Below are 24,943 nucleotides of genomic sequence, written 5' to 3' on the forward strand. Positions count from 1 at the left end.
TACCAAACTTTTAATAGTCGAATCGCCGACAAAAGCAACAACAATTGCTTCTTATTTAGATAAGGATTGGGTTGTTGTTGCTACTAAGGGTCATATCAAAGACCTTCCTGCTAAATCCTACGGGATCAATTTTCAAAATTCATTTGAACCTGAATATGAGTGGTTAAAAGGAAAAAAAACAGTTTTTTCCGCAATTAAAACCCAAGCAAAATCTGCATCTGTTATCTATATCGCAAGTGACCCTGATCGAGAAGGGGAAATTATCGCCAAACATTGTTTTGATGAACTTGTAAAACTGAAAAAACCGATGTTTCGCCTTCGATTAAAAGAAATCTCCAAAGCAGAAGTAGGTCGTCAGATCCAACTAAAACTTGGTTTGGATTCGGCGGAAATTGAATCACAAATTGCTAGACGGGTTGTTGATCGCATCTTTGGATTTGAAGTTTCGCCTGATTTATGGAAACACTTGAAAATTTCTTCTTTATCTGCGGGAAGAGTCCAGTCCACAGTCTTACACTGGATTTGTGAAAGAGAAAAAGAAATTCAAAACTTCACCAAAGAAATTTACTATCAGTTAAAATTGCAAGGAAACATTTTTGGCGAATCTGTAGAGTTAGACCACCAAACGAAAGATAAGTTAGATTCTAAATCGATTCAAAAAGTTCTTACTGATATAGAAATCATACCTGAACCAACTCGGTTAAAAGAACTTCTAATATCGCAAATCAAAAAGAAAAATATCAAAAGAAATCCTCCTCCTGCATTTTCTACTGCAAGTTTACTGGAAATGAGTTTTCGTGTTTTAGGTTTTGATTCCAAAAAAACTATGAAAATTGCCCAGATGTTATTTGAGGGAAAACGAATTGGTTCTGGAGAAAGAATCGGCCTAATTACCTATATGCGTACAGATAGTACCCGAGTATCTGATGAAAAACGTAGATTAGGAGAAAATTATTTAAAAAATGAATACCCTGGACTTGTGTTTTCGGGTGAGACCAGTATTAAAAAACAAAAAAAATATTCACAGGATGCGCATGAAGCTGTCATTCCAATAAATCCAGGTTTTGAGCCAAACTCAATTAAGTCCTATTTATCTGCAGATGAACTGAAACTATATACTTTGATTTGGGAGAGATTTTTGGTTTCTTTGATGAATCCAGAGTTAGGTGAAGAATTTATTTATGAATTTCAGAAAGGAGAATTTGTTTTTATTTTTAAAAATGAATTTATATCAGATTCCGGATTTAAATCATTTGGGAAAAATACTTCGAAAAAGATTTCGAGAATGTTAAATTGGAAAGTTGGAGATCCTTTTTTATATGAGTCATATTCGATAGAGGAAAAACAAACAGAACCGCCGGTTCGTTACACGCAAGGTAAATTGGTGCAGAAGATGGAAGATACAGGAGTCGGTAGACCTTCCACTTATGGAACCATTCTTGAAACCTTAAAAACCAGGAAATACATTGTAGAATACCAGAAGTCTATTGGACCAACTGCCCTTGGATTGAAAGTGGATGATTATCTTTTTTTAAACTTTCACGATCTGATTGGAGAATCTTTTACCAAAGACTTAGAACAAAAATTAGACCAAATCACTGAAAACAAAGAATCAAGAATCAATTTAATTCAAAATTTTTATAATGAATTGATTCGGTTATTACGAAGTCCAAGAATAAAAAACAATTTTCTCTCATCTTCTAATGCTGAAAAAAATTCTTTTACCAAGGATCCTCTTTCGGCAAACCAAAAACTTCCATCAAAAAAAATGAAAACAAATCCAAATTCTAGTGTTCCTTTTCCTGGCCAAACGAATATAAAAATTTGTCCAGTTTGTAAGGAAGGTTCAGTAAAAACTAAACTTGGTAAAAAAGGAAAAACCATTTATTTTTGCTCACGATACCCGCATTGTGACTACATCACCTATGAATCATAAAGAAAAGAAAACGCTCATCCTTGTGAATTTGGGTGGGCCTCGGACCACAGATGAAATCGAAGTTTTTTTAACGGATTTATTCACAGATCCTTTTGTTTTCGATTTGCCTTTGCCAGAATTTTTACGCTTATCTCTGGCTCGATTCATTGCCAAAAAAAGAACTCCTAAAGTGAAAAGAACATATGAATCCATGGGATTTGGCGGTGGTTCTCCTTTGGTTTCGGAAACAGAAAAACAAGCCAAGGTTTTGGAAAAAATCTTAAACGAAAAAACAACAATCGATTGGACAGTCAAAGTGGCAATGACATGTGGTTTCCCGCATATTAGAAATCCTGAATTTGAAAAACCAAGTTCTAATACGATCTATCTTCCGTTATACCCTCAATATTCTCGTTCTACAGTTCTTTCTACCCTAAACCATTTAGAAAAAAAATTCCATGAATGCCCTGTTGGTAGTGGAGGATATGTTCCAACCTTTGCAGACGATCCCAAATACCACCAAATCTCTGCTAGGTTTATCCTTGATTTTTTTTCAGGTAATTTACAAGAAACTGACTATCTGCATTTCCCAAAACAAAAACAGACCGCCGACTGGAGAAATTTAGACATAGTTTTTTCAGCTCATGGAGTTCCTATGCGTTTGATTCAGAAAGGGGATCGGTATATGCAGGAAATTGAATCTTCTGTTTTGGGGATCACAGAAGAACTGAGGTCCCATGGTTTCGTTGGAAAATCGCATATATCTTATCAAAGTAAAGTTGGGCCGGCAAAGTGGACCACACCAAGTTCCATAAACATGATAGAAACCTTAGGAAAAGAAGGAAAATCAATCGCTGTATTTCCTATTAGTTTTGTTAGTGATCACTTAGAAACGTTAGAAGAAATAGGTGAACAATTTAAAGAAATTGCCTTAGAATCAGGAGCAAAATCATTTATTCGAATTCCGGCATTTGGTATTTATCCGCCTTTTATGGAGTATTTAGCTGAGAGAGTATTGTTGGTAGATAAATCTATCAGTCAATGTTTATGTAAAAAAATGGGTGGGGAATCACTCTCTACTTGTCGATTCAAACAGTGATCTAAGTCCGATTCCTTTTCGATAGTTGCCGAAAAAACGAATATTGATTCCTTTCGATGATAATTCTCTTTCTATAACATCTATTCGCTGATTGAATTCGAATAATTTTCCATCGTAAGCCGGAAATACACCATTCCACGAAGTAACGTATACTGCTTTCGGTGGTTCAGGTAATTTTGTGATTTGTTCACGATCAGTTTCTAAAATGGATTCCCAAGTTTCTTTATCGGAAACTTTCGCAGTTTCTGGATAAATCCATGTTTCGGAGTGGAGGCCATTTTTTGTGCGATTTGGAAAAATATCCGAATTGGATAAAACACCGAGTGCTCTGATACCTTCGTTTTTGGCAAATAAGACTCCAAAACATGGTTTCTTTGTTAGGTGAGAGTTTCCAAATCTGGTAATGGTTGTTATTGAAAGTAGGTTGGGCAATTCATTTGGTTGGATTCGATTTCCTAGAAATGGGATTAGATTTTTTAAGGAAATACAAAATCTAATTTTACCTTTCCATTCTAAGATTTCATCGAAAGTCTGCATCTGGTAGTTTGTTTTGAATTCTATTTTTGATTCTAAGTATTTGACCAAATGGGATACAAGATCACCCATCCCGTTAGGAAAGGATATAGTTCCGAGTGATTTTCCTTTTTTCTTTTTGATTTCTTTTAAGATTGTATTTTTTCCTGAGCCGTCCCAATGAGAAAAAATCGATTCTGCTTGGAGTGAATCAAGTCTTGTTCCGTAAACTCCACCTATAGCTGGTTCAATGATATTTTTTGTTACCGATATACCAAACATTTGGATTGCCCAGGTTTCGAAGTTTTGAGTTTCACTGAACTTTATTTTTTTAAAAAAAATAACATATAAAAGTTTTAAACCAGTTATAATGGAAATAGGTAATCTGGATAAATTTCCATTTACCCAAAAATATCTTCTTTTGGCAGCTTTGTTAGGGAAAACGGGGGTTAATCCAATATCATCTAACATTGGTTTCATTTCATCTGTAAGTAAAATGCCATTGGCTGCTAATTCGATTAAACCTTCGTCAACAGTTTTTGTTCCTATCACTCCACCTAACTTTTCTGACTGTTCATATAAAGTTACTGAGTCACCTTTTTTTGTATGGTGATATGCTAGGAATAACCCAGTGATTCCACCGCCAATAATATGGATATGTTCTCTCATATTGCTTTTGAGAATACAGGTTTTGTTGGTTGGCTTAGTTGCAATTTTTCATCAAAGGCCATTGCCACAATTCGTAAAAAAGGTTTTCCCAAATCTGTTACTGTCAATGTTTCACCTTGCCAATGAACCAATTGGTCAGATTCCATTTCTTGTAAGAATTGAAAAACGTGAGATTTCATTTCACTTGGAACGTTTACTTTCCAAGACGTCATTAAATCTAAAATTAACTGCTTTCTTGATTGGTCTGATTGGGTTAATTTATGTCCTCGAAGTATGGGAATGGTTCCATCCAAAATAGATTTACGATATTTCATTTCTAATTTTTGATTTTGGAAAAATAAATTTGGAGTTTCAGAAATGGAAGAGGAGCCAAGTCCCAACATCACATCAGTTTTTGAATCACTATAACCCATAAAATTTCTATGGAGTTTGTTTGTATTAAACGCTTTCCAAAGTTTATCATGAGGCAAAGCAAAATGGTCCATTCCGATTTCGCGATAACCTTCTTTTTCTAACAATGTTCTACCCATTTCGTAGAGATCCCGTTTTAAAGTGGGTTCAGGGAGGTCTTTTTCAGTGAATAATCTTTGTGAAGCTTTAATCCATGGTACATGGGCATAAGAATAAAATGCGATTCGATCAGGTTTTAATTCCAAAGTTTTTTCTATGGAATACTGCATGGAATCTAAAGTTTGTTTAGGTAAACCATAAATTAAATCGAAATTGATGGAATCAAATCCAAGAGATCTAGCTTCTAAGGTAATATTTTCTGTGAGTTCAAAAGGTTGGATTCGGTTGACTAATCTTTGCACTTTTGGATCAAAATCTTGAACTCCCAAACTAATCCTTCGAAATCCTAATTTCTGCAAAAGTTTAAGTTGAGAAATTCTTGTTCTTCTTGGATCCACTTCAATCGAATATTGTGGTTCTTCCGTCGGGTTTAATTTATTTAAAATATATTCGATAGTTGATTGTAGATTGTAATCGGATAGGTAAGTGGGGCTTCCGCCACCTAAGTGAAGTTCGCTTAATTGTTTCCCGTTTAAACTTTGTACCTTTTCTGAATATAATTGTAATTCGTTTTTAAGAGCAGTGACATAGGGTTCTTCGACAGTATGATTCTTTGTGATTGAAGTATTACAGCCACAAAATGTGCATAATGTTTCGCAAAAAGGAATGTGAAGATAAATTGCTAATTTAGAATCTTTAGGCGAAAGGTATGTATCTAATGATTGAATACATTCATCCAATGTGGGTGAGTCAGTCCAGTATGGAACTGTCGGATAACTCGTGTATCTTGGTGCAGGTGTATCATATTTTTCGAGTAAACGTTTCATTCACTAAATACCTTTCTTGTTTCATCAATAAGGAGGTGGATTGAGTTTTCAGGTGTAAATTGTAAAACTCCATGGCCAAGGCCAGAAACCCATCCCTTTCTCTCTTCTGGATCTAATTCTTTGATTGGCATAAGATATTCTCTGATTTTTTGTTTCAGAGTGATCGGATCTGCAAATAGAAGTTCTTGGTCAAAGTTACCTTGGATAAATCCTTTTCCACCGAAAGTTTTTAAGGTTTGTTTGATAGAAAAACGATGGTCGACACCAAAACCAACAAGATTTGGAATTTCGTAAATTTGTCTTAACTGTTCTTCCGTTGTATTTTTAGCATAATAACCAATTTGTTTTGGAAACTTTTTCGCAAATTCCGAAATTGGTTCTACTACATAACGATTGAAGTTGTAGGGATCTAACATACCAGCAGCTGTATCAAAGATCATCACTACCTCTGCGCCACCTTTCAGTTGTAATTCAATATTTTCCTTTAACAGAGGAACTAAAATCGAATAGAACTTATCAACAAAGTTTTGATTCGTTTTTATGAAGGAAAGGTTCCCATCATGTTTTCCTATACTTGCATAGGTCATTAATGTAAATGGACCACCAACAAATCCAATAAGCGAAACATCATTCGGTAAAACTTCTCTGGTTCGAATAACTGCTTCTTTTTGGAACTTAAGTCCTTCGATTGCTTCTTCTGAAGATTTTAAACGTTTCAAATCATTTTCCGAAGTGAGAGAAAAGGAAAGTTTTGGACCTGGATCATAAGTTAGCCCCATACCGAGTGCCTCTAAAGGAAAAAGTAGATCAGAAAACAAAATGCTGACATCAAAACCAAATTCTTTGACTGGTCCAAGAGCGACTTCTGCTGCAAGTTCCGGTTGTTTGCATAAATCCATAAAGCTATATGTTTCTTTCATTTTGCGGTAATGAGAGTGGTATCTTCCCGCTTGGCGCATAAACCAAATTGGAGGAACGGATTGTGGGACTAGATGAATGGCATTTCCAAATTTTTCATTTCTATATAAAGTCGTTATCATTTTTTTTCCTGTAGCGCTTGTTTGGTTTTTGTTAAGGTTTCTTCGATGACTTCGTCGCTATGGGCTGTTGATAAAAAACCAACTTCGTATCCGCTTGGTGCTAGATACACTCCCGTATTAAGAAGTTTATGAAAAAAAACTGCAAATTTTGTCTTATGATCGTTAGGAATATTAGCTATAGTTCGAATGGGTTCCTTTGTTTTTCCTTTCAACCAAAATAAACTTCCAAAAGTTACGGCTTCCCAATCATTTTCACCTGCTTCTTCTAATAACTTTAGAATTCCGGAAGTGAGTTTTTTTGTTTTTGTTTCTAACTCTGGATAAGGATTTTCGTTCCAAGCTTTTGTTAATGTTTTTAAGCCAGCACGCATTCCAATTGGATTCGCTGATAAAGTGCCTGCTTGATACACTGGACCATTTGGTGCTACCAAATCCATTAAATCTCTTTTTCCTGCATAAGCTCCGACTGGAAATCCACCACCAATGATTTTACCGTAACAAATAAGATCGGGCACAATTCCCGTGAGACCTGCCATACCTTGGAAGGATACTCTAAAACCTGAAATCACCTCATCAAACAAAAGTAATGCGCCATATTTACTTGTGAGTTCTCTACATTTTTTTAAGAATTCAATTCTTTGGGGAAGAAGTCCATAATTTGCAGGGATAGGTTCAATCGTTAAACATGCGATTTCATTCCCGTGTTCTTGAAACAGTTTTTCTAATGCAATTTCATCATCTAACGGTAGTACAAGGGTATTTTGGATGATTTCGGGACCAATCCCTTTGCTATCGCTCGAACTTAGACCAGCAAGTCCAGAACCAGCTTTTACTAGCAATTGGTCAAGGTGACCATGATAACATCCGTCAAATTTTAATATTTTACTTCTACCAGTTGCAGCTCTTGCCACTCGTAGTGCACTCATCACGGCTTCTGTTCCTGAGTTTACAAATCGAATCTTTTCGACCCATGGAATGCGACTAGTAATGAACTCAGCAAGTTCCAAAGAGTAGGGTTCGCATGCACCAAAAGACCATGCTTTGTTTACTGTATCTTCCACTACTTCTTGAATTTCTGGATTTCTATGGCCGAAGAGTAGTGGACCAAAACTTAAACAATAGTCGATATATTGTTTTCCTTCAACTGACTTTAAGTAGGCGCCATTTGCTTCACTAAAAAAAATGGGTGTGCCACCTACTGATGCGAAGGATCGAACAGGACTATGGACTCCGCCGGGAACAACTTTTTTGGAACGAAGAAAAAGTTCTTCTGAATTCATGAATACAACCTTTGTGCAATTCTTGCACCATATGTAATTAAATAAGAAGAACCTGCTCTACGAAAGACATCCCAAGTTTCCTTTAATCCATCTTCAAAATTTAAAAATCCTTCGTTGGCTAGATATAAAAGACTCGCATATTCTCCGCTTACTTGGTAAGCACCTGTGGGTAGTCCTGTTTTTTCTTTGATAGGTCCAATGAGATCAATTGCAGTCATTCCCGGCTTTACCATGAGTAAATCTGCTCCTTCTTCTTTGTCTCGGATAGAAGTGTGGATTGCTGTGTCACGGTCGCGAACATCAAGTTGGTAACCACTTCGGTCTCCAAATTGAGGAGATGAATCTGCTGCACCACGGAATGGTCCATAAAAGTTACTTTTGAATTTTGTGGAATAACTCATAATTGGTATCATTGTATGTCCATTGGCATCCAAGATCTTTCGATGAGATCCCACTCGTCCGTCCATCATATCACTTGGCGCAATTCCGTCGGCTCCTGCATCAGCATAAATCAGTGCAAGGTCGGATAAACGTCTTAAAGTTAAATCGAGATCAATGGTCCCAGATTTGTGGAAGTGACAACAATGTCCGGTAGTTGTCACCGAACAGATGCAAGTATCCAACCAGAGAAACATATTTGGGAATGTTTTTTTTATAAGATTGATATTCGAATGATAAAAGTTTTTTGGAAAACTAGTATCTGATTTATCCTTAGGCACCATAAATAATAAAAACTGTGATACACCGGATTTTAAATCAGATTCAATTTGCGTTAATATTGATTTATCTGTATCACGGAATACGCCAGGTAATCCTTTGATTGGTTCCTTTTCAGTAATTCCTTCTGCCAAGAAAAGTGGTTGGATCATTTTTTTTACGTTCAATGAACCTGTCTCACCTAAGTTTCTTAAATATTGGTTGGAACGTAATCGGAGTGTTTGTTTTTTCATGGTTTTATATACCTTTCTACCCAAGAATCAAAAGATAATGATACAAAAACTCGCGAGGAAGCTGCCTTTTCACCTATCGTCTGTTTAATTTTTTTAAATGTTGAACCAGGTCCAACAAAATGAATGACATTTAGTAGTTCAGGAAACCTTTTCGTGATAATATCAAATTCAGAGCCACTGCGCCAGTAGGCAGCCTTAACTTTTGATATATCAAAAGGTACGGGAATTTCCGGTGCTGAAACAAAGTAGGTAGGGACAACCGGATAAATGCTATTATGTTTGTCTGAATCAATATGGGTGAGTTTTACAAATTTTGGACTTCTTCCTAAAAGTAAATCTATACATGGTGGTTCACTTTCACCTAATCCATCACAGGTTCCGTTTACCCAAAATCCTCTGAGTGCTAAATCTTTCCATGTAGACAGGCCCGCTGACCAAAGTATTTGGTTTGTTGGATTGACAGACAAATCCAATGGGAATGCATAACCTCGAGAAACAAATACGTCTACATCTTTTGGGATAGAATATGTCAAACGTTCTCTTTGTCTTGCAGCCATTTTTGCATTGGGAGGCCAAACTTCATGACGGTGAAAACTTATATTTGGGCTATCTGATAACTCTTTTGTAAGTAAATTTTCTCCACCTTCAGTTTCTCCTCTAACGAATGTTATTTTTCCATAATCTCTAGTTAAAACTGAAACACCTATTTTTTGGTGGCAGCCACCACCGTATTGTGATAAAATTTTTCGTTCTTCGTTGGCAGTAAACTCTGCATCTTCATTGGAAATTTCTCTTAAAAGGGATTCTAGATGTTTATCTTCTTTTCTAATTTCGGCACATAAAGCTCCTTGTGCCGGTGCACTAGGGAAAATCGACGAAGGCATTACCATAAATAAAGAAAGATTAATAGTTTCTCTGATGAGTTGTTTGACTTCGCTAAGTTCATGGATTTGATTTTCTTCATCTTCGAAACTAAGAATTCTATCTAAGGCTGCTTTCGCAATGAGGATCCCTCCGTTTTCATGTTCCAAATACTTTCTAAGTCGTGTTTGGATATTGCCTCTGACAGATTCTATTTTGACATGGAACGAATTGATGGGAGATGGAAAGTATGATTTTACAAAATCATGGATATGATGTTCTCTTCGTGGAGAAGAAGTGAGGATTGTAATTTCCGTAGGTGCTGAGATCCATTTATTTCTTTTGAATAATAAAACGTCCCGAACGTCTTCTCTAGGTAAAATGGGGACAAGTAAAGTGTCATTACGTTCCCTCAAGTCCATATCTTTCCAAGAATGAATGACTATATCAATTTTATGATTTAATAAATCTTCTTGAAGGTCTTTTGTGAAAATACCTTGCCCTGCAAATTGCCATAAAGGCGTTTTTAGATCTTTATCACCCGCAGATTCCCGAAAGACAGTTTGAAATTCTTTTGTTTTGTTTTTTTGTTGGAGTGCTTTGATTACAGAAAGGATTTGAATTCGAGAGAGAAGAGAGGACCTTCCTCCAATTTTGACAATATCAGACAAGTAAATCTTCCCATCCATTCATAATATGTATTTGTTCTTCCTCCCGTTCTCGAGTCAGCTCAGTAAGGAAAAATTGTAAGTCCATTTTTACCGATTGAATTTGTTCATCAGTTTCATGCAGATCACTTAAAATTTGTGAAAGAGGTATGTATGTTTGGTAATTTTTATTGTTTGTTGCAGTTTGTCGAAAATCCAAAATGAAAGAAGAGCTCTCAATCATCGATTCCCAGTTAAATGGTAAAAAACTTGATGCGATAACAATAGCCTCTTCGCCAGGTATATAGTCTTCCCAATGATGAGTAGTGATTGAAAAATCTTTTTGTAATTCGGCTAATTTTGTATGGTTTCGACCAACGATTCGAACTTCCTTATCTTTTGTAATCAGATAAGGAAGAATGGAGGTGGCAAGTTTTCCGGTTCCAAGTAAAGTTACTGATTTGTGTTTTTGTAAATAAGATTCAGCGATACTACCATAAGTTTGTCTTCCGATACCGGTAAGGTATTTGGAGCGGATTTGTTTCGTATGTTCTAATATTTGGTCTCGCAATCGTAAGAGAGAAAGTGCAAATGTAGACTCGGTTACTTTTTCCTCTCGGAAACGATCGCGAAACTGTGCTTGGATTTCCGATTCTCCAAAGAGTTTGGATCGTAAACCAGAAACAACTTCGAGCAAAAATCGATAAGCTTCATATCCGTGAAAAACTTCATATCCTTTGTAAAATCGTTCCGTTTCCGTGATGGGAAAGATTCTACGGTCGCCGAATGCAATGCTTCTTTGGCATGTTTGCCAAATCTCTAAACCTGCATCGTCTAAAGGATTGCCTATGGGATCATTCGAATGTAATAGAATCAGATTTGACCACATAAATTTATTCTATCAAATACAAGGTTCCAACTGTCACAAGATTGTCAGTCTCTAAAAAAATAAAATATGATATTGAAACCTAGTCTCAATTAATAAGGAATGGTTTATAATGAACGAAGAAAATTGGAAAGAAAAACTCACTCCCTTACAATACCAAGTCACTCGAGAAAAAGGCACCGAACGACCGTTTACTGGAGAATACTACGAACATAAAGAGAAGGGCACATATCTTTGCGTTTGTTGTGGAGAAGCATTGTTTTCTTCAAATGCTAAGTATGATTCAGGTAGTGGTTGGCCAAGTTACTATGAACCAGTTCGTAAGGAAGTAGTGGCAACAGAATCAGACCAAAGCCATGGTATGGTTCGAACAGAAATCCATTGCCAAAACTGCGGAGCACATCTTGGTCATGTTTTCCCAGATGGTCCGAAACCAACGGGATTACGTTACTGTGTGAATTCTGCTTCTTTAAAATTTCAAAAGGAATGAATTAGTTCCGAACTAATTCTCTCTGTATTAGGAGTTCATGTTTATTGGAAAGTTGGTATCTTTTGCAAGTTAATTTATAAAGAAAGTCGATTGAAATGGAAACTGATTTTATTTGGTAAGTCAGTATCCTTTTGATACTAACTTTCGAAATCGTATCACTTTCAAAAGATAACAGCACTCCAAAGATCGGCACTCACTTTGGAAAACAATTCGAAATCGATACCCACTGAAAAAAGTAAGTCACTTACTCTTTTAGCCAAGAAACTTCGACACAGCCATCTGGTTTTCTATTGTCTGGGACTACGGGTCGTTCAAAAGCCACTGCCCCAAGGTTTACACCAATACGAAGAGCGATTCGTTTGGCCAAGTGTGAGTATTGGTTGGCTTCACATCGATTCCCTAATCTAGATTCTAACTTAGAAATCTGTAAGAGGAGGCTTGCATTTCCTTCTGACTCTTTCATTCCAATGGCGTGTTTTAATTGTATGGCCTTTTTTAGGTCTTCCCTAGCTGAGAGTAAGTCATTACTCTCCATTTTAACAATGGCACGTTCTTCCAGGCTTACGATGACCGATGGGATCCGAGAAAGCCTCGTACTCCGAAGGATATCTTCGGCAGAATCTTCTAAGATGGGATTTGCATGCAAACCAAAGGAAATGATGAATAGTATAGCAATTTGGTATTTGATCATACAATGGGTGCCTCACTGACTCCCTAAGACCGTTAGGTTGCATAATTTGTGCCAATTGGAATAAATACTCATAGACGATATCGAACCTGACTTTCCAATGAAACTGACTCTGGCCGAGCGATCGCCTTTTTCCTCCCCTCTGGGAGTGGAAGGGGAGGAAAGTCCGGACACTAGGGGACAATCGGACCGAGTAACACTTGGGCTTTTGGGTTCTAGAAATGGAATTCGGAAGACGGAAAGTGCAACAGAAAGGAAACCGCCTGCCTTTGGTAGGTAAGGGTGAAATGGTGGAGTAAGAGCCCACCGCTCTATCTGTAAGGATAGAGGCGGGTAAACCCTCCGATGTGCAATCTCAAGTAAACAACCGTTACGAGCATGTCCCGCCAGGTTGTGGGTAGAGAGCATCAGATAAATGGTCGCATAGAACAGAATCCGGCTTATGGGCCAGAGTCACCTTTTTTTAAAATCGATTGTATCACTTCTTCTTCGTTAGGTGGAAAAAATACACAAACTAAACTTCTAATTTTCAAAATGGTTTCCGCAATTGCCGTTTTAGTTTCCGTTAGATTCCAATTTTCAAATCCAATGAGAATTCCGCAGGTTTCTTCCATTCCAATAAATTCATTTGAAGAATAATGGCGCATACCATTCTCATTCAAAAATTGTTTTAGTCCCGTTCGTATTATATATTCCTCTGAAGTATAGATAACTACTATTTCATCGTTTTCGACTTCTAAAACTTTTTTTGCATATCCATAACACCACCGAATCTGGTCTGTTAGGTCTTCGTCATTTTTTATAAATTGAATATCTGAAAGATGGTTTTGGGAGGGTGATTCAGAAAAATCATTGAGTAATACATTCGCAAAATTGACAATTTCTGGCGAGTTTCTGATGTTTCGTTTGATGTCCCATACATGAACAGGTAAAGAATTCCAGTAATCTAACATTGGTGAAGCCATATATTTAAATTGGCGTGAGATAAATAAAATCCAGTTTTTATTTTCCCAAAAATATTTTGATAAAAATAATAATACTTCTGTTTCTGGCTTTTGATCTAAAATATCTTCGATTCCATCCGCGATCAAAAGATCAAAATTGTTATGATTGATTTCGCTGGTGTTTGTAATCAGTTCGATATTGTTTTTTTCTGGAATGTTCGTTAATTCATCTTTCCATATTTCGTAAAGTGCTTTGGCACCTTGCCATAATAAAACTTTTTTACCCATTCTAGCATTTTGTAATGCCAATTCACCAGCAAGAATTGATTTTCCGGAACCTGTACTACCAAAAACAATATTACGAGGGTAATTGTTGATACCTTCCACAAGTTGAAATTGTTCTTTCGTGAAAAATAATAAATTCTCTTCCTCTTTTTCTTTCTGTGATCGAAACGTTTGAAAGAAGTTTAGATTTTTTTTGATAATTTCGTGTGCTTTTACTAAGACAGATTCTGGCAATGGCTCTCGGTTATAACGAAAAAGAACTGATTCTAATATAGAATTTAAATCTACATCATCATCTACTTCTTTGCCACCAAATACATAGAGATGCCTGTCATTTGGTAAGTGGAATTCTTTTCTTTCGTTTTTCAAAAAAAATATAGCACTATCATAATAATCGACTGGAAACAAGTCTGTGAGTTGGTTGTGGTTTTTGAAAAATTCGCGGATCAAATCTCTTTGGGTTTGCACTTGTTCGATTGGGTTTGAATAAGACTTTCCTTCTACAGGTTTCCAATCTCTTTCCCTTACATTATAAAATTCCCATTCTCCTTTTTTCTGTCTCCACTTACCATTTTTAAGTTCGATCGTAATCACTCCATAGGGTGAGATCACGAGGAAGTCGATTTCTCGCATTGGTACATCAGGAGTGATAAGGGTGATGGAATAATAGATATTACATTTTATGCGAATTTCTTCGGAAAAACGGGTATAAAAATGGGATTCAAGCGAAATATCTTTCGCTTTTCCGTGAAACTGTTTTGGATAAATCATTTTTTAGTTCTGTAAACTGAGTGCCAGAGTTTCCAATGGTGATATGAAACTGATACCACTAACCTTATTTTTCTGCCTATTGTTTTGTGCCTGCGCCGGTGGGAATATTAAAATAAAGATCAAACCAGATCGTTCGGGGGAATTGGTTTTGTATCAGAAAAAGATCACAAAACAAACTTCAGGATTGCCATTTGGAACGGGGCTTGTTGCAACAGGAGAACTTGAAATCCGTTTCAAGGAAAGGGCGTATCGTTTTAAAGATTATACACATATTCTTCCTCCAGGATTTCGATTGATTGAGTTTACCGAAGAGCAAATTCATGAAATCCAACTTGTGATCGATACAAGTAAAACATCTCCACTTTTGTTAGCACTTGAAATTGATAAAGAAGAAATCAATTCTATTCTCAACGAAGCAAAACTACGAGATGACTTACTTCGTTTTAATACATTAGTTGAATTTATACAATTCGAAATTCAGTTTCCATTCCCAATTAAAAAAGTAAAGTTTGCCGATCCAAGAACTCCGGGTGAGTGGACAGCAAGGTTAGATAGCAATGAAAAGATGATTGTGAATATTCCCTTACATTCAGTTTGGGCAAACGAACACCAGTTAACAACGATTCAGATATATCCTGATTCGAACTAGGGTTTATGAAAGTATTTTGAATTTAAGTTTTGAATGATTTCCTTTAAGGCAAGTCTTCTTTCTTCCGGATCCGGAAGGATCTCTTTTAGTTTTCGTCTCATTTCAAAAACTGTTTCCATAAATTCATGATCTTCTTCGGGTAGAATCTCTTCGAAAAGTTTGCGGAGAGTCGAGGATACTCCAGCAAACTTTCCATCAGTTGAAATGGCAAATTGAATAGGGCCAACATTGACTGTTGAAGAGGAATAAAAGTCACAATTTTTTGGATCATCGACTGAGTTAACCCAAATTCCTTTTCCTTTTGCGATGGCTCTGAATTTTTGGTTTGTATTGGGGTCACTGGTACCTAAAAAAATAATATCTCGATTGTTTAAATCTTCTTCTTGGACTGCACGTTTTTCAACTTTGATACTAGGGTATTTTGTTAAAAAAGTTTTTACTTCGTCACTAAACTCAATGGCGATGACATGAATATAGGCTCCTGTAAACTCAAGGCCAGTTAACTTTTCAAGACAGGCATTCCCTCCGCCCACAATTAAAATATTTTTGTTTTCTAAATTTAAAAAGATTGGATATTTTTTTAATTTCATTCGAAAAACAAACTCTGTAGAGTGAGGGCATTCAATTTTTCTTTCCGATTGAGTAATGGTCTTACTGCTTCGCCTACGTATAATATTCCTGGTCCATTGGTTTGTTTTAATATCCCACCTAATGCAGTCTTTGCGAGAGTGGATGTAGAATAAATGGGATTTTCTCTCCCAACATTTTCAGCAAGGACGATGGGAGTGGATTCTTTGATTCCTTTTTGGATCAATCGTTCTGCCAGTTCCTTTGTCTTTTTACTTCCCATTAGAATGACAATGGTTCCGAGAAAATTCTCCATTCCGATCCAACTGCGTTCATCTTCCAAAATGGTGTGGCCGTCCAAAACGATGATTTGCCTTGAGATGCCACGAACGGTAAGCGACACACCTAATTCAGCGACTCCCGCTGTCACGGAACTCACTCCAGGGATCACTTCAAAGGGGATTCCAAATTCTTCCAAGCTGCTTATTTCTTCCGCCAGTCTACCGAAAATGGAGGCATCTCCCCCTTTCAATCGAACCACCCGTTTCCCTTCAGAGGCAAATTCAACTAGAAGGTTGTTGATTTCTGTTTGGGTGCGTGCATGTTCCTTTGCTCTTTTTCCCACATACAGAATCTGAGCATCTTCGGGAAATATGTCTAAAAAGCCGGGATCGAGGAGGGCATCATAGAGAATGACTTCGGCGGTTTCGATACGACTCCGTCCGCGGAGGGTCAAAAGGTCAATGGGGCCAGGGCCACCACTCACAAAACTGACAAATCCATGTTCTGTCTTATTGGAGGACATATCTGTTATACCTTGCGATATTGCTAGAAATAGTCAAGTGAATGGCTAATTATTTCTACAAAATCTCCATTTTTTTGATTTACTTGGGGTGTATATCTGGGGAAAGATTCAATTTATCAGACTTTTTGGATGTTTTACTGGAATCCAAATCAAATATAGGTTTTTATGCTATCCGATGAGAAACGCAATCGATTTTTACAGTTACTGAAGGAATCCACAAAAGATGAATGGGTGTGGATGTCAGGGTATTTGTCTGCTCTCACGCAGGCAAGCATTGGTGGAAGTGTGGATGTTTCTCTCACACCTCCAGTGAGTATTGATTCGGGAACAGACCCTTCACACGGAAATTTAAAAGCCCAGCCGATCCAATGTAGCGTTGTGTACGGAACAGAAACTGGTAACTCTAAGAAATTAGGAACAGAACTTGTCAAAAAATTAAAAGAGCTGGGTGTCTCTGCAAAGTTAAAAAGCACTGATACTTACAAAGCCAAAGACTTGAAGGAAGAGGAGTATTTGTTTGTAGTAGTCTCCACACATGGAGACGGAGAACCGCCACAGGCTGCGAAACCTTTTATCCAAATTTTAACTGATACCAAAGATTCTTTAGCAAAGGTTAAATTCGCTGTGCTAGGGTTAGGTGATACAAGTTACCCACTTTTTTGTCAAACAGGTGAAGACGTTGATTCTATGTTGGCAAAATTAGGTGCAGAACGTATCCAACCATTAGGCAAATGTGATGTAGATTTTGAGGCAGTTTCAAAACCTTGGATGAGTGAACTGATTTCGAAACTCAATGCTCATTCAAAAACAGCCACCACTCAAAGTGCAAAACCAGGACAAAACCAAACTACAAAACCTACATCCGGTGGTAAGGTTGTGTACGAAGGTACTGTGATTACTAATATTGTATTAAATGATATTGGTGCCAGTAAATCCACAAGACATATAGAAATCAAAACGTCAGTGCCAATTGATTATCTTCCCGGAGACAGTGCAGGATTTCTTGCATACAATCGGGATGAAGAAGTAAATCGAATATTATCTTTATTGAAAACAGACCGTGAAACGCGTGTTACCTATAAAGGGGAAACATGGATGGCTTATGATTTATTTCGTAAAAAAGTATCGGTTCGTTTTTTACCAGATCGGGTGATTCAAAAATATGCAGGACTCATTGGAAAAGAAATAAATCTAGGGAAATTGGATTTAGATGTTTTGTTAACATTAAATCCATCTGAAAAGTTAATAGAACTTCAATCCTTAGTTGATATTTTAGAACCAATAGTTCCCAGGTATTATTCCATCGCATCTAGTCCTTCATCACATGGGGAAGAGGAAGTCCACCTAACTGTAGCGGAAGTTGAAATTGAAACCTTTACCGGAATCAAAACAGGTTTTTGTTCTGGTTATTTAGCAGAATTAAAAGAAGGTGATATTGTTCCTTTTTTCATTCAAAGAAATCATTCTTTCCGTCTTCCAAGTCCAGATACAGACATCATCATGATTGGGCCAGGGACTGGGATTGCTCCTTTCCGAAGTTTTTTATTTGAAAGAGAACAAAATTCTGGGAACGGGAAAAATTGGTTATTTTTTGGAGAACGAAACTTTGTCTCTGATTTTTACTACCAAACAGAACTTTTGGAACTGATGGATACGGGCGTCTTACATAAGTTAAATACTGCTTTTTCTCGTGATACAAAACAGAAAGTATATGTACAAGATCGGATGGGCGAAAATGCTGCAGAACTTTTGAAGTGGATTGAGAATGGCGCTGTGATTTATCTTTGTGGTTCCAAAGATCCAATGAGTAAAGATGTCGACCGCAAACTCATTGAGATTTTATCCGAAAGAACATTTGAAACAGGAAAAGAAGCTTCCGATTATCTAAAAGAATTAGAAGAAGCCGGTCGCTACATTAAAGACGTTTACTGAGGAAATCATGGCAGAACAGAAAAAAGAAACTATAGCAGAAAAAGTAAAACGCCTAAGTCGTGGTTTAAGAGGATCGTTATCTTTAAGTTTGAAAGATGAACATACAGGGTCTTTACGTTCTGATGACCAACTACTGTTAAAATTTCATGGAATGTACCAACAAGATGATAGAGATCGTAGAGAAGAACGAGCGGCTAAAAAATTAGAACGTTTGTATTCATTTATGATTCGGCTACGGATTCCTGGTGGAATGATTGGGCCTGTGCATTGGGAAGCTTTACACAATGTGGCAGGGGAAAATTCAACAGGAACTATCAAAATCACGACTCGCCAAACAGTCCAACTCCATGGAATTTTAAAATCAAAAATCAAACCAACGATCAAAGCCTTTGATTCTGTTTTTTTAGATTCAATTGCTGCCTGCGGTGATGTAAATCGTAATGTAACGTGTACTTCCAATCCAGCAACAAGTCCATTACACAAAGAAGTGTTTGGTTACGCAGGTGAAATCAGCAGATCATTATTACCAAAAACAAGAGCCTATTACGAAATTTGGCTGGATGAAAATCTTTTAGCAGAAAAAGAAGAACCAGAAGATCCATTATATAAAGATGTGTATCTTCCGCGTAAGTTTAAAATTGCGATTGCGATCCCACCTTATAACGATGTAGATCTTTTTACGAACGATATTGGACTCATTGCGATCATTGAAAATGGGCAACTTCTCGGTTTTAATGTAGCAGTTGGTGGGGGTCTTGGAACCACTCATGGAAATCCAGACACTTACCCAAGAGTAGGAACTGTATTTGGTTTTATACCTAAAAAAGATATCTTAAAAGTGGTATATGAAATTGTGACCGTCCAGAGAGATTTTGGAAACCGTGAGGATAGAAAATTATCAAGGTTGAAATATACTTTGGATCGTCTAGGAGTTGAATTTTATAAACGTGAAGTGGAAAAACGAGTTGGGATCAGTTTTGAACCAGCGAAGGATTACCAGTTCACACAAAGATCCGATGATTTTGGTTGGAGACAAGACGTTGCAGGTAACTGGCATTATACTGTCTTTGTTGAAAATGGTCGTGTTTGCGATGAACACGGTTATAATTTAAAAACAGCTCTTTTGGAAGTATCCAAAACGAGAAGAGCTACATTTCGATTTACTTGTAACCAAAATCTTATTTTGTCGGATATTTTTCCTAAAGATAAGGACCTCATAGAATCCATTCTTGTTAAGTTTGGAATCCATCGTAAAACAAGTGAAATTTCACAAATCCGTAAAAATTCCATAGCTTGTGTGGCATTAAACACATGTTCGCTTGCTTTGGCGGAAGGCCAGAGATACCTACCAAGTTTAATTGATAAAATTGAACCCATCCTTGGAAAACATGGACTCGCAGACGAACCTGTGTCCATTCGGATGACAGGTTGTCCCAATGGATGTGCAAGGCCATACATTTCAGAGATTGGTCTTGTTGGAACTTCTTACGGGAAATATAATTTGCACTTAGGTGCGGATGCCGAAGGATACCGACTCAATCGTAAATATAAAGAAGATTTAGATGAGGCAGCCATCTTATCTGAATTGGATGGTCTCTTTGGAAGATTCGCTAAAGAAAGAAATTCCAAAGAGTCTTTTGGAGATTATATCAATCGAATTGGAATCTTAAATTAAGATTCCAATGGAGTCGTTTTGTTCCAATAAGTGGCAATGGCGGCACCAGCAATTAGGTGCCAAATTCCCCACCAAGCACAAATCATTGCCATTCCTCCGAGCCCATCAAAGAAATTAAAAACAATGGCAAGACCAAGACTTGAGTTTTGAATTCCTGTTTCAATCGCAACTGTCTTTCGGTCGTTCTGTGGCAAACGGAATAGTTTGGCAAAGTAATATCCAAGAGAAAGCCCTGCCAAATTCATAACAAACACAAGTCCGAAGAGAAGGTGGATGTATTCCTTAAAGAACTTCCAATTGGTGGCAAGAGCTCCTATAATAAAAAAACCAAGTAACAATACGGATATCCTTTGTACAGCTTGTTTCACCGTATGAGTGAGTTTCGGAAATAGTTTTTGAAAGAGAATTCCGATGACAAGTGGAATGAGTAACAGTAAGGTTACTGAAACCAAAATCTCATAGGGACTTACCGAAATTGATTTGAGATACTCGCGAGTCACAGGGAGTAAATTTCCCCAAAAGAAAAATCCAAGTGGCGTTAAGATAAATGCTAAGGCTGATGAAAAGGTAGTGAGGCTTACAGAAAGTGCTAAATTACCTTTTGCTAAATGCGTAAAAAAATTGGACATGTTCCCACCTGGACATGCGGCAACAAGTACCATACCAAGGGCAAGACCTGGATGGGGTTTTATCACCCAAATGATGAGAAGAGTCGCAAGTGGCAAAAGAACGTATTGGCTAAAAAGACCAACAAACGCAGGTTTGGGATTACGTAACAAATGTTTGAAGTCTTGGAGTTTCAATTCCAAAGCTATTCCAAACATAATGAAACCAATGAGTGCATTGATCAAATATACTGAGTCTTTGTTGAAATTAAGACGTACTGAATTGATATCCATTTAATCTGACCATCCTACAAGAATTCGTCTTGGTCCAGTAAAAGGAAGCCTACCATGAGAAACAGAAAGATTATCGATGATAAGGACATCTCCTGTTTGCCAAGGAATGGCTACTAGATTTTTCCAAAATACATCTGATATAGATTTCATTTCATTTGCCGAGATTTCTTCACCATTTCCATAAGTTACATGCACATCATGTGACTCTTGACCTGAAATTCTTTTGATGGTTGTCAGGAGGGTGAGTAGTATTGCCACACCAAAAGAACGCAGTGTTTTTTGTTTTTTAAAAATTTTCCATACTTCACTGACGGCAGCTTGGTAATGAAAAGTTTGTGAATGGTTATGCCAAGCGATTGTATTTGCTTCTGGATGAACTCGAAATCCTGATTGTTCATTGGTTATGCTTAAGGAATCCTCTCCAAACCAATCCAATTGAAATCTATTTTGATTAGAAATTTTTTTTACTTCTTCTAAGTTTGTAGTACCAAACATTTCATCCCAACGTTTCGTTTTCCATAGGGAGAACCTGGCTTTTTTGGATGGGCCATCGTAACGCCTTCTATAACGAATTCCGTGGTTCTCTATTTTTTCTATTATTTTTGGATCTATATTTTTATAAATTTCTCGAAGATCCGTGAGAGGAGTTTCTCCACCAGTTTCTGAAGCTTTTTCTGCATAAAAAAATAAAAGTTTAGGAGGATTGTCTAGAAAACTCATCTCAGCATGTTGCATGATTGGGTAGTGCGGGGGAAGTTCACTTGCAGTAAACACATGTTTGACGACTTGGTCCCGCGGAGAAGTTCCTAAATAAAATTCCCCCAATTTTTTTTCTTCGGTCGCAAACAGAATGGATTGGAAGTCGGTTGCTTCATGCACAGGAAAACCACGAAAGAGAATTGCACCGTAGGTTTTGAGATCCTCTCGCCATTCCTTTTGGTTTTTTTGAACCCACTGCGTTAGGTCTCGTAATTCCTTATCTTCAGAAGGTTCGTAAACAATGGGAAGTTTCGTCTCCCCGATGAATGATTTGCGGATCCATTGTGTTTTAACAGCAGTTGATTGGCTCATAATACTGTCAGCTTAACGAACCCGACAGTATTAAATCAAGAAAAAATCTGTTATATTGGACTATATTTCTACAATAGCATTCCAGCTGCCACAGTTTGGTTGGTACCTTCATCCACTAAAATGAAACTACCTGTCCCTCGGATTTTGGAATAAGGATCGTAGGCCACGGGTTTTGCCGTTCGGATGGTCACTTTTCCAATTTCATTGAGTCCGAGACTTGTCTGTTCCTTTTTTTCATGGGTGCTTGTTTCCACTCGGTATTCCAAAGAACGAATGGATGCTTTCACTGCATTCGTGGTTTGGCGCAGCAAGTACTTCGAACCTGGTGTCATGGCTTTTTGGTCCATCCAACAGATATGGGCTTCCAAATCTTGTGAGGTGGTTGGTTCTTGCCCTGTGACAACAAGCATATCTCCTCGACTCACATCAATTTCATCTTCCAATCGAATGGCCACAGACATTGGGGCATACGCCGTGTTAATAGAACCGGCATAGGTATCAATGGCTTTGATTTTGGACTTAAGTCCACTTGGTAAAACCGTAATGGAATCACCAACTGAAAAGTGGCCGCTACGGATTTGTCCCGCATAACCTCTGTAATCATGGTATTCTGTTGTTTGAGGACGAATTATATTTTGGACAGGAAATCTAGGTGCTGGGGATTCTTCTTCTGTATGGATTTCGATTCCTTCTAAAAATCCGAGAAGGGATTTTCCTTTCCACCATGGCATGGACGTTGATAAATCCACCACATTGTCCCCGTTCAGTGCTGAGATAGGAAGGAAGTGGATGGATTTTAGGTCTAGGTCTTTGGCAAATTCCAAATATTGTTTTTGGATATTTAAAAATACTTCTTCCGAAAAATCCACTAAATCCATTTTGTTTACACATACGACTACATAGGGAATACGAAGTAGAGAGACAATGTAGGAATGGCGATAGGTTTGTTCGATCACACCTTTTCTCGCATCAATTAAAATGATCGCAAGATCCGAGTTAGAGGCTCCTGTTACCATATTTCTTGTGTATTGGACATGGCCCGGTGCATCGGCAATGATAAACTTTCTTTTTGGAGTTGAAAAATACTTATAAGCAACGTCGATAGTAATTCCTTGTTCTCTTTCCGCTTTTAATCCATCTGTAAGCAGGGCTAGGTTGATTTGACCATTTACCTGTCCTGCTTTTTCAATGGCTTCTAATTGGTCTTGAAAAATTGATTTACTATCGTATAACAATCGTCCGATGAGAGTTGATTTCCCATCATCCACACTACCTGCTGTAATAAAACGTAAAATATCCATTAAAAGTATCCGCCTTTTTTTCTATCTTCCATCGCGGCTTCAGAACGTTTGTCATCCAAACGAGATCCTCTTTCCGTGGTTCTAGAAATCTGAATTTCACGAATGATATCATCGATGGAATTGGCCTCTGATTCTACAGCCGCAGTACAAGTCATATCACCCACAGTTCGGAAACGAACGGTTCTAGTTTCTACTTTGTCGGTATTGTCTAAAGAGATGAACTTTGATACCGGAAACACTAAGTCTTCTCGCCATACAATTTCTCTTTGGTGTGAAAAATATAGGGAAGGGAGTTCGATTTTTTCTTTGCGAATGTATTCCCAAACATCAAGTTCTGTCCAGTTACTGATTGGGAATACTCGAACGTTTTCACCTACATGGATTTTTCCATTATAAATATTCCATAGTTCTGGGCGTTGGAGTTTGGGATCCCAAGATCCAAATTCATCCCTTACTGAAAAAATTCTTTCTTTGGCACGAGCTTTTTCTTCATCTCGACGAGCCCCACCAATACAAGCATCAAACTTAAATTCAGCAATGGTATCAAGAAGTGTCACAGCTTGGATGGCATTACGACTAGGAAACTTTCCTTTTTCTTCGACCGCTTTTCCTTGGTCGATAGAGTCTTGTACATAACGAACAATTAGTTTTTCGCCAGTTCGTTCGGCAAGGTCGTCTCTAAATTTAAGCGCCTCATCAAAGTTATGCCCTGTATCAATATGAACTAAAGGAAAAGGAAATTTACCTGGTCGAAAAGCTTTGAGTGCAAGATGTACGAGACAAATGGAGTCCTTGCCTCCAGAAAATAAAAGTGCAGGTCTTTCAAATTGGGCTGCTACTTCTCTTAGAATATAAATGGCTTCCGACTCTAGTTGGTCTAGGTGTGAAAGTCGATGTAAATCGGTCATATTGGTATTATCCTTTTTTCGGTGTGAGTTTGCCGTCTACCCAGTGTAAGCCGCACTCTTTTTTAGATTCTTGTTCCCACCACCATCTTCCGGCACGAAAGTCTTCCCCAGGTTCAATGGCACGTGTGCAGGGAGCACAACCGATGCTTGGAAAACCTTTATCGTGTAATAGGTTGTATGGTATGTTATGTTCTCTGATATACTTCCAAGTATCTTCAAAGGACCATAAAAGTAGTGGTTGGTATTTGATTAAATTTCTTTGAGGATCAGATTCGAAAATAGACATTTCTGTTCGAAATCCGGATTGGTCTTTTCGGAGTCCTGTCACCCAAACTTCTGTGTTTTTTAAAATCGCATCGAGGGGAACAAGTTTACGAATCCGACAACATTCTTTTCGTAAATCTTGGGAATCATAGAAGGCATTCGGACCATTCTCTTCCACAAAGTTTTGAATTTCTTTTTCGTTTGGATAAAAGGCTTCAATTTTTGCCCCATAACGAATGTTTGTTTTTTGCCAAACATCATAGGTTTCTTGGAAGAGGCGGCCTGTATCGAGGGTCGCAATCCGAATGTCGATTTGGTTTGCGAGAATCGCATGAGTGATGGCCTGGTCTTCCAATCCAAAACTCGTCGTGAAAACAACTTTTCCGGAGAAGTCCAGACTGAGTTGTCGTAATCCCTGTTCCAGGGAGAGGGAGGTATAGGTTTCTGTCAAAACTTCCAAATTTCCCATTTTTTTCCAATCCTACCGTCCAATGTTT

The 24,943-nt window shown here is 37.6% G+C and carries 21 protein-coding genes, 1 other RNA gene and 1 pseudogene; 7 read left to right on the plus strand and 16 right to left on the minus strand.

The genetic code is table 11. The features are described 5' to 3' along the window. The first annotated feature begins 43 nt into the window (after nucleotides 1-43). Both topA and hemH read left to right on the plus strand, forming a co-directional pair. Nucleotides 44-1,936, plus strand: coding sequence for a type I DNA topoisomerase (topA, locus tag CH364_RS04690; RefSeq protein WP_243401311.1), 1,893 nt, complete (start codon nucleotides 44-46; stop codon nucleotides 1,934-1,936). After that, nucleotides 1,926-3,014, plus strand: a complete 1,089-nt coding sequence (hemH, locus tag CH364_RS04695) for a ferrochelatase (protein ID WP_100742419.1) — start codon at nucleotides 1,926-1,928, stop codon at nucleotides 3,012-3,014. Before topA ends, hemH begins: the two co-directional genes overlap by 11 nt. On the opposite strand, the gene CH364_RS04700 is transcribed toward hemH, so the two are convergent. From CH364_RS04700 to CH364_RS04730, 7 genes are read right to left on the minus strand one after another with little or no spacing between them, the layout of a single operon-like run. After that, nucleotides 2,985-4,196: a protoporphyrinogen/coproporphyrinogen oxidase gene (locus CH364_RS04700; RefSeq protein WP_100742420.1), complete on the minus strand. Its 1,212-nt coding sequence runs from the start codon at nucleotides 4,194-4,196 to the stop codon at nucleotides 2,985-2,987. The two genes, hemH and CH364_RS04700, sit on opposite strands and share 30 nt — an antisense overlap. Continuing rightward, nucleotides 4,193-5,533: an oxygen-independent coproporphyrinogen III oxidase gene (gene hemN / locus CH364_RS04705; RefSeq protein ID WP_100742421.1), complete on the minus strand. Its 1,341-nt coding sequence runs from the start codon at nucleotides 5,531-5,533 to the stop codon at nucleotides 4,193-4,195. Before hemN ends, CH364_RS04700 begins: the two co-directional genes overlap by 4 nt. Beyond that, the gene (locus tag CH364_RS04710) at nucleotides 5,530-6,573 is read right to left on the minus strand and encodes a uroporphyrinogen decarboxylase family protein (RefSeq protein WP_100742422.1); all 1,044 of its coding nucleotides are present in this window, start codon (nucleotides 6,571-6,573) and stop codon (nucleotides 5,530-5,532) included. The genes hemN and CH364_RS04710 overlap by 4 nt, the downstream gene beginning before the upstream one ends. Beyond that, nucleotides 6,570-7,853, minus strand: a complete 1,284-nt coding sequence (gene hemL / locus CH364_RS04715; protein WP_100742423.1) for a glutamate-1-semialdehyde 2,1-aminomutase — start codon at nucleotides 7,851-7,853, stop codon at nucleotides 6,570-6,572. Before hemL ends, CH364_RS04710 begins: the two co-directional genes overlap by 4 nt. Beyond that, the gene (hemB, locus tag CH364_RS04720) at nucleotides 7,850-8,803 is read right to left on the minus strand and encodes a porphobilinogen synthase (protein ID WP_100742424.1); all 954 of its coding nucleotides are present in this window, start codon (nucleotides 8,801-8,803) and stop codon (nucleotides 7,850-7,852) included. The genes hemL and hemB overlap by 4 nt, the downstream gene beginning before the upstream one ends. Further along, on the minus strand, nucleotides 8,800-10,335 hold the full coding sequence (hemC, locus tag CH364_RS04725) for a hydroxymethylbilane synthase (RefSeq protein WP_100743416.1): 1,536 nt from the start codon (nucleotides 10,333-10,335) through the stop codon (nucleotides 8,800-8,802). Before hemC ends, hemB begins: the two co-directional genes overlap by 4 nt. After that, entirely contained in the window at nucleotides 10,328-11,200 is an 873-nt protein-coding gene (locus tag CH364_RS04730) for an NAD(P)-binding domain-containing protein (RefSeq protein WP_100742425.1), read from the minus strand. Before CH364_RS04730 ends, hemC begins: the two co-directional genes overlap by 8 nt. A 109-nt stretch (nucleotides 11,201-11,309) precedes the next feature. On the opposite strand from CH364_RS04730, the gene msrB reads away from it, so the two are divergent. Next, a complete protein-coding gene (msrB, locus tag CH364_RS04735) occupies nucleotides 11,310-11,687 on the plus strand; it encodes a peptide-methionine (R)-S-oxide reductase MsrB (RefSeq protein WP_165779478.1) in 378 nt (125 codons plus the stop codon). Between the two features lie 244 nt (nucleotides 11,688-11,931). Here msrB and CH364_RS04740 read toward each other — a convergent pair whose 3' ends face one another. Next, on the minus strand, nucleotides 11,932-12,378 hold the full coding sequence (locus CH364_RS04740; protein WP_100742427.1) for an LEPBI_I1174 family sigma 54-regulated protein: 447 nt from the start codon (nucleotides 12,376-12,378) through the stop codon (nucleotides 11,932-11,934). A gap of 105 nt (nucleotides 12,379-12,483) precedes the next feature. Between CH364_RS04740 and rnpB the strand changes: the two genes are divergently transcribed. After that, an RNA gene (gene rnpB, locus CH364_RS04745) (RNase P RNA component class A) lies at nucleotides 12,484-12,834 on the plus strand. Nucleotides 12,835-14,033: 1,199 nt separating this feature from the next. Here the strand turns inward: rnpB and CH364_RS18915 are convergent. Then, nucleotides 14,034-14,375 (minus strand): annotated as a pseudogene (locus CH364_RS18915) (nuclease-related domain-containing protein); the annotation flags it as partial. Nucleotides 14,376-14,418: 43 nt separating this feature from the next. Here CH364_RS18915 and CH364_RS04755 point away from each other — a divergent pair. Then, nucleotides 14,419-15,024 (plus strand): LBF_1134 family protein, encoded by a 606-nt coding sequence (locus CH364_RS04755; protein WP_207762209.1) that lies wholly within the window; start codon nucleotides 14,419-14,421, stop codon nucleotides 15,022-15,024. Here CH364_RS04755 and CH364_RS04760 read toward each other — a convergent pair. Both CH364_RS04760 and cobA read right to left on the minus strand, forming a co-directional pair. Next, nucleotides 15,021-15,614: a precorrin-2 dehydrogenase/sirohydrochlorin ferrochelatase family protein gene (locus CH364_RS04760; protein ID WP_100742429.1), complete on the minus strand. Its 594-nt coding sequence runs from the start codon at nucleotides 15,612-15,614 to the stop codon at nucleotides 15,021-15,023. The genes CH364_RS04755 and CH364_RS04760 overlap by 4 nt on opposite strands. Beyond that, the gene (cobA, locus tag CH364_RS04765; protein ID WP_100742430.1) at nucleotides 15,611-16,396 is read right to left on the minus strand and encodes a uroporphyrinogen-III C-methyltransferase; all 786 of its coding nucleotides are present in this window, start codon (nucleotides 16,394-16,396) and stop codon (nucleotides 15,611-15,613) included. The genes CH364_RS04760 and cobA overlap by 4 nt, the downstream gene beginning before the upstream one ends. 165 nt (nucleotides 16,397-16,561) lie before the next feature. Between cobA and CH364_RS04770 the strand changes: the two genes are divergently transcribed. Both CH364_RS04770 and CH364_RS04775 read left to right on the plus strand, forming a co-directional pair. Continuing rightward, the gene (locus tag CH364_RS04770; protein ID WP_100742431.1) at nucleotides 16,562-18,328 is read left to right on the plus strand and encodes a diflavin oxidoreductase; all 1,767 of its coding nucleotides are present in this window, start codon (nucleotides 16,562-16,564) and stop codon (nucleotides 18,326-18,328) included. Between the two features lie 7 nt (nucleotides 18,329-18,335). After that, complete coding sequence (locus CH364_RS04775; RefSeq protein WP_100742432.1) at nucleotides 18,336-20,003, plus strand: NADPH-dependent assimilatory sulfite reductase hemoprotein subunit; 1,668 nt, start codon at nucleotides 18,336-18,338, stop codon at nucleotides 20,001-20,003. Here the strand turns inward: CH364_RS04775 and CH364_RS04780 are convergent. The 5 genes from CH364_RS04780 to CH364_RS04800 form a co-directional block, all read right to left on the minus strand. Continuing rightward, complete coding sequence (locus tag CH364_RS04780) at nucleotides 20,000-20,902, minus strand: bile acid:sodium symporter family protein (protein ID WP_100742433.1); 903 nt, start codon at nucleotides 20,900-20,902, stop codon at nucleotides 20,000-20,002. The two genes, CH364_RS04775 and CH364_RS04780, sit on opposite strands and share 4 nt — an antisense overlap. Further along, complete coding sequence (locus tag CH364_RS04785) at nucleotides 20,903-21,973, minus strand: TauD/TfdA family dioxygenase (RefSeq protein ID WP_100742434.1); 1,071 nt, start codon at nucleotides 21,971-21,973, stop codon at nucleotides 20,903-20,905. Nucleotides 21,974-22,041: 68 nt separating this feature from the next. Beyond that, a complete protein-coding gene (locus CH364_RS04790) occupies nucleotides 22,042-23,274 on the minus strand; it encodes a sulfate adenylyltransferase subunit 1 (RefSeq protein WP_100742435.1) in 1,233 nt (410 codons plus the stop codon). Further along, the gene (gene cysD, locus CH364_RS04795; protein WP_100742436.1) at nucleotides 23,274-24,182 is read right to left on the minus strand and encodes a sulfate adenylyltransferase subunit CysD; all 909 of its coding nucleotides are present in this window, start codon (nucleotides 24,180-24,182) and stop codon (nucleotides 23,274-23,276) included. Before cysD ends, CH364_RS04790 begins: the two co-directional genes overlap by 1 nt. Before the next feature lie 7 nt (nucleotides 24,183-24,189). Next, nucleotides 24,190-24,915, minus strand: coding sequence for a phosphoadenylyl-sulfate reductase (locus tag CH364_RS04800; RefSeq protein ID WP_100742437.1), 726 nt, complete (start codon nucleotides 24,913-24,915; stop codon nucleotides 24,190-24,192). Nucleotides 24,916-24,943: the final 28 nt, after the last annotated feature.

Source organism: Leptospira harrisiae (assembly GCF_002811945.1).
Taxonomy (GTDB): domain Bacteria; phylum Spirochaetota; class Leptospiria; order Leptospirales; family Leptospiraceae; genus Leptospira_A; species Leptospira_A harrisiae.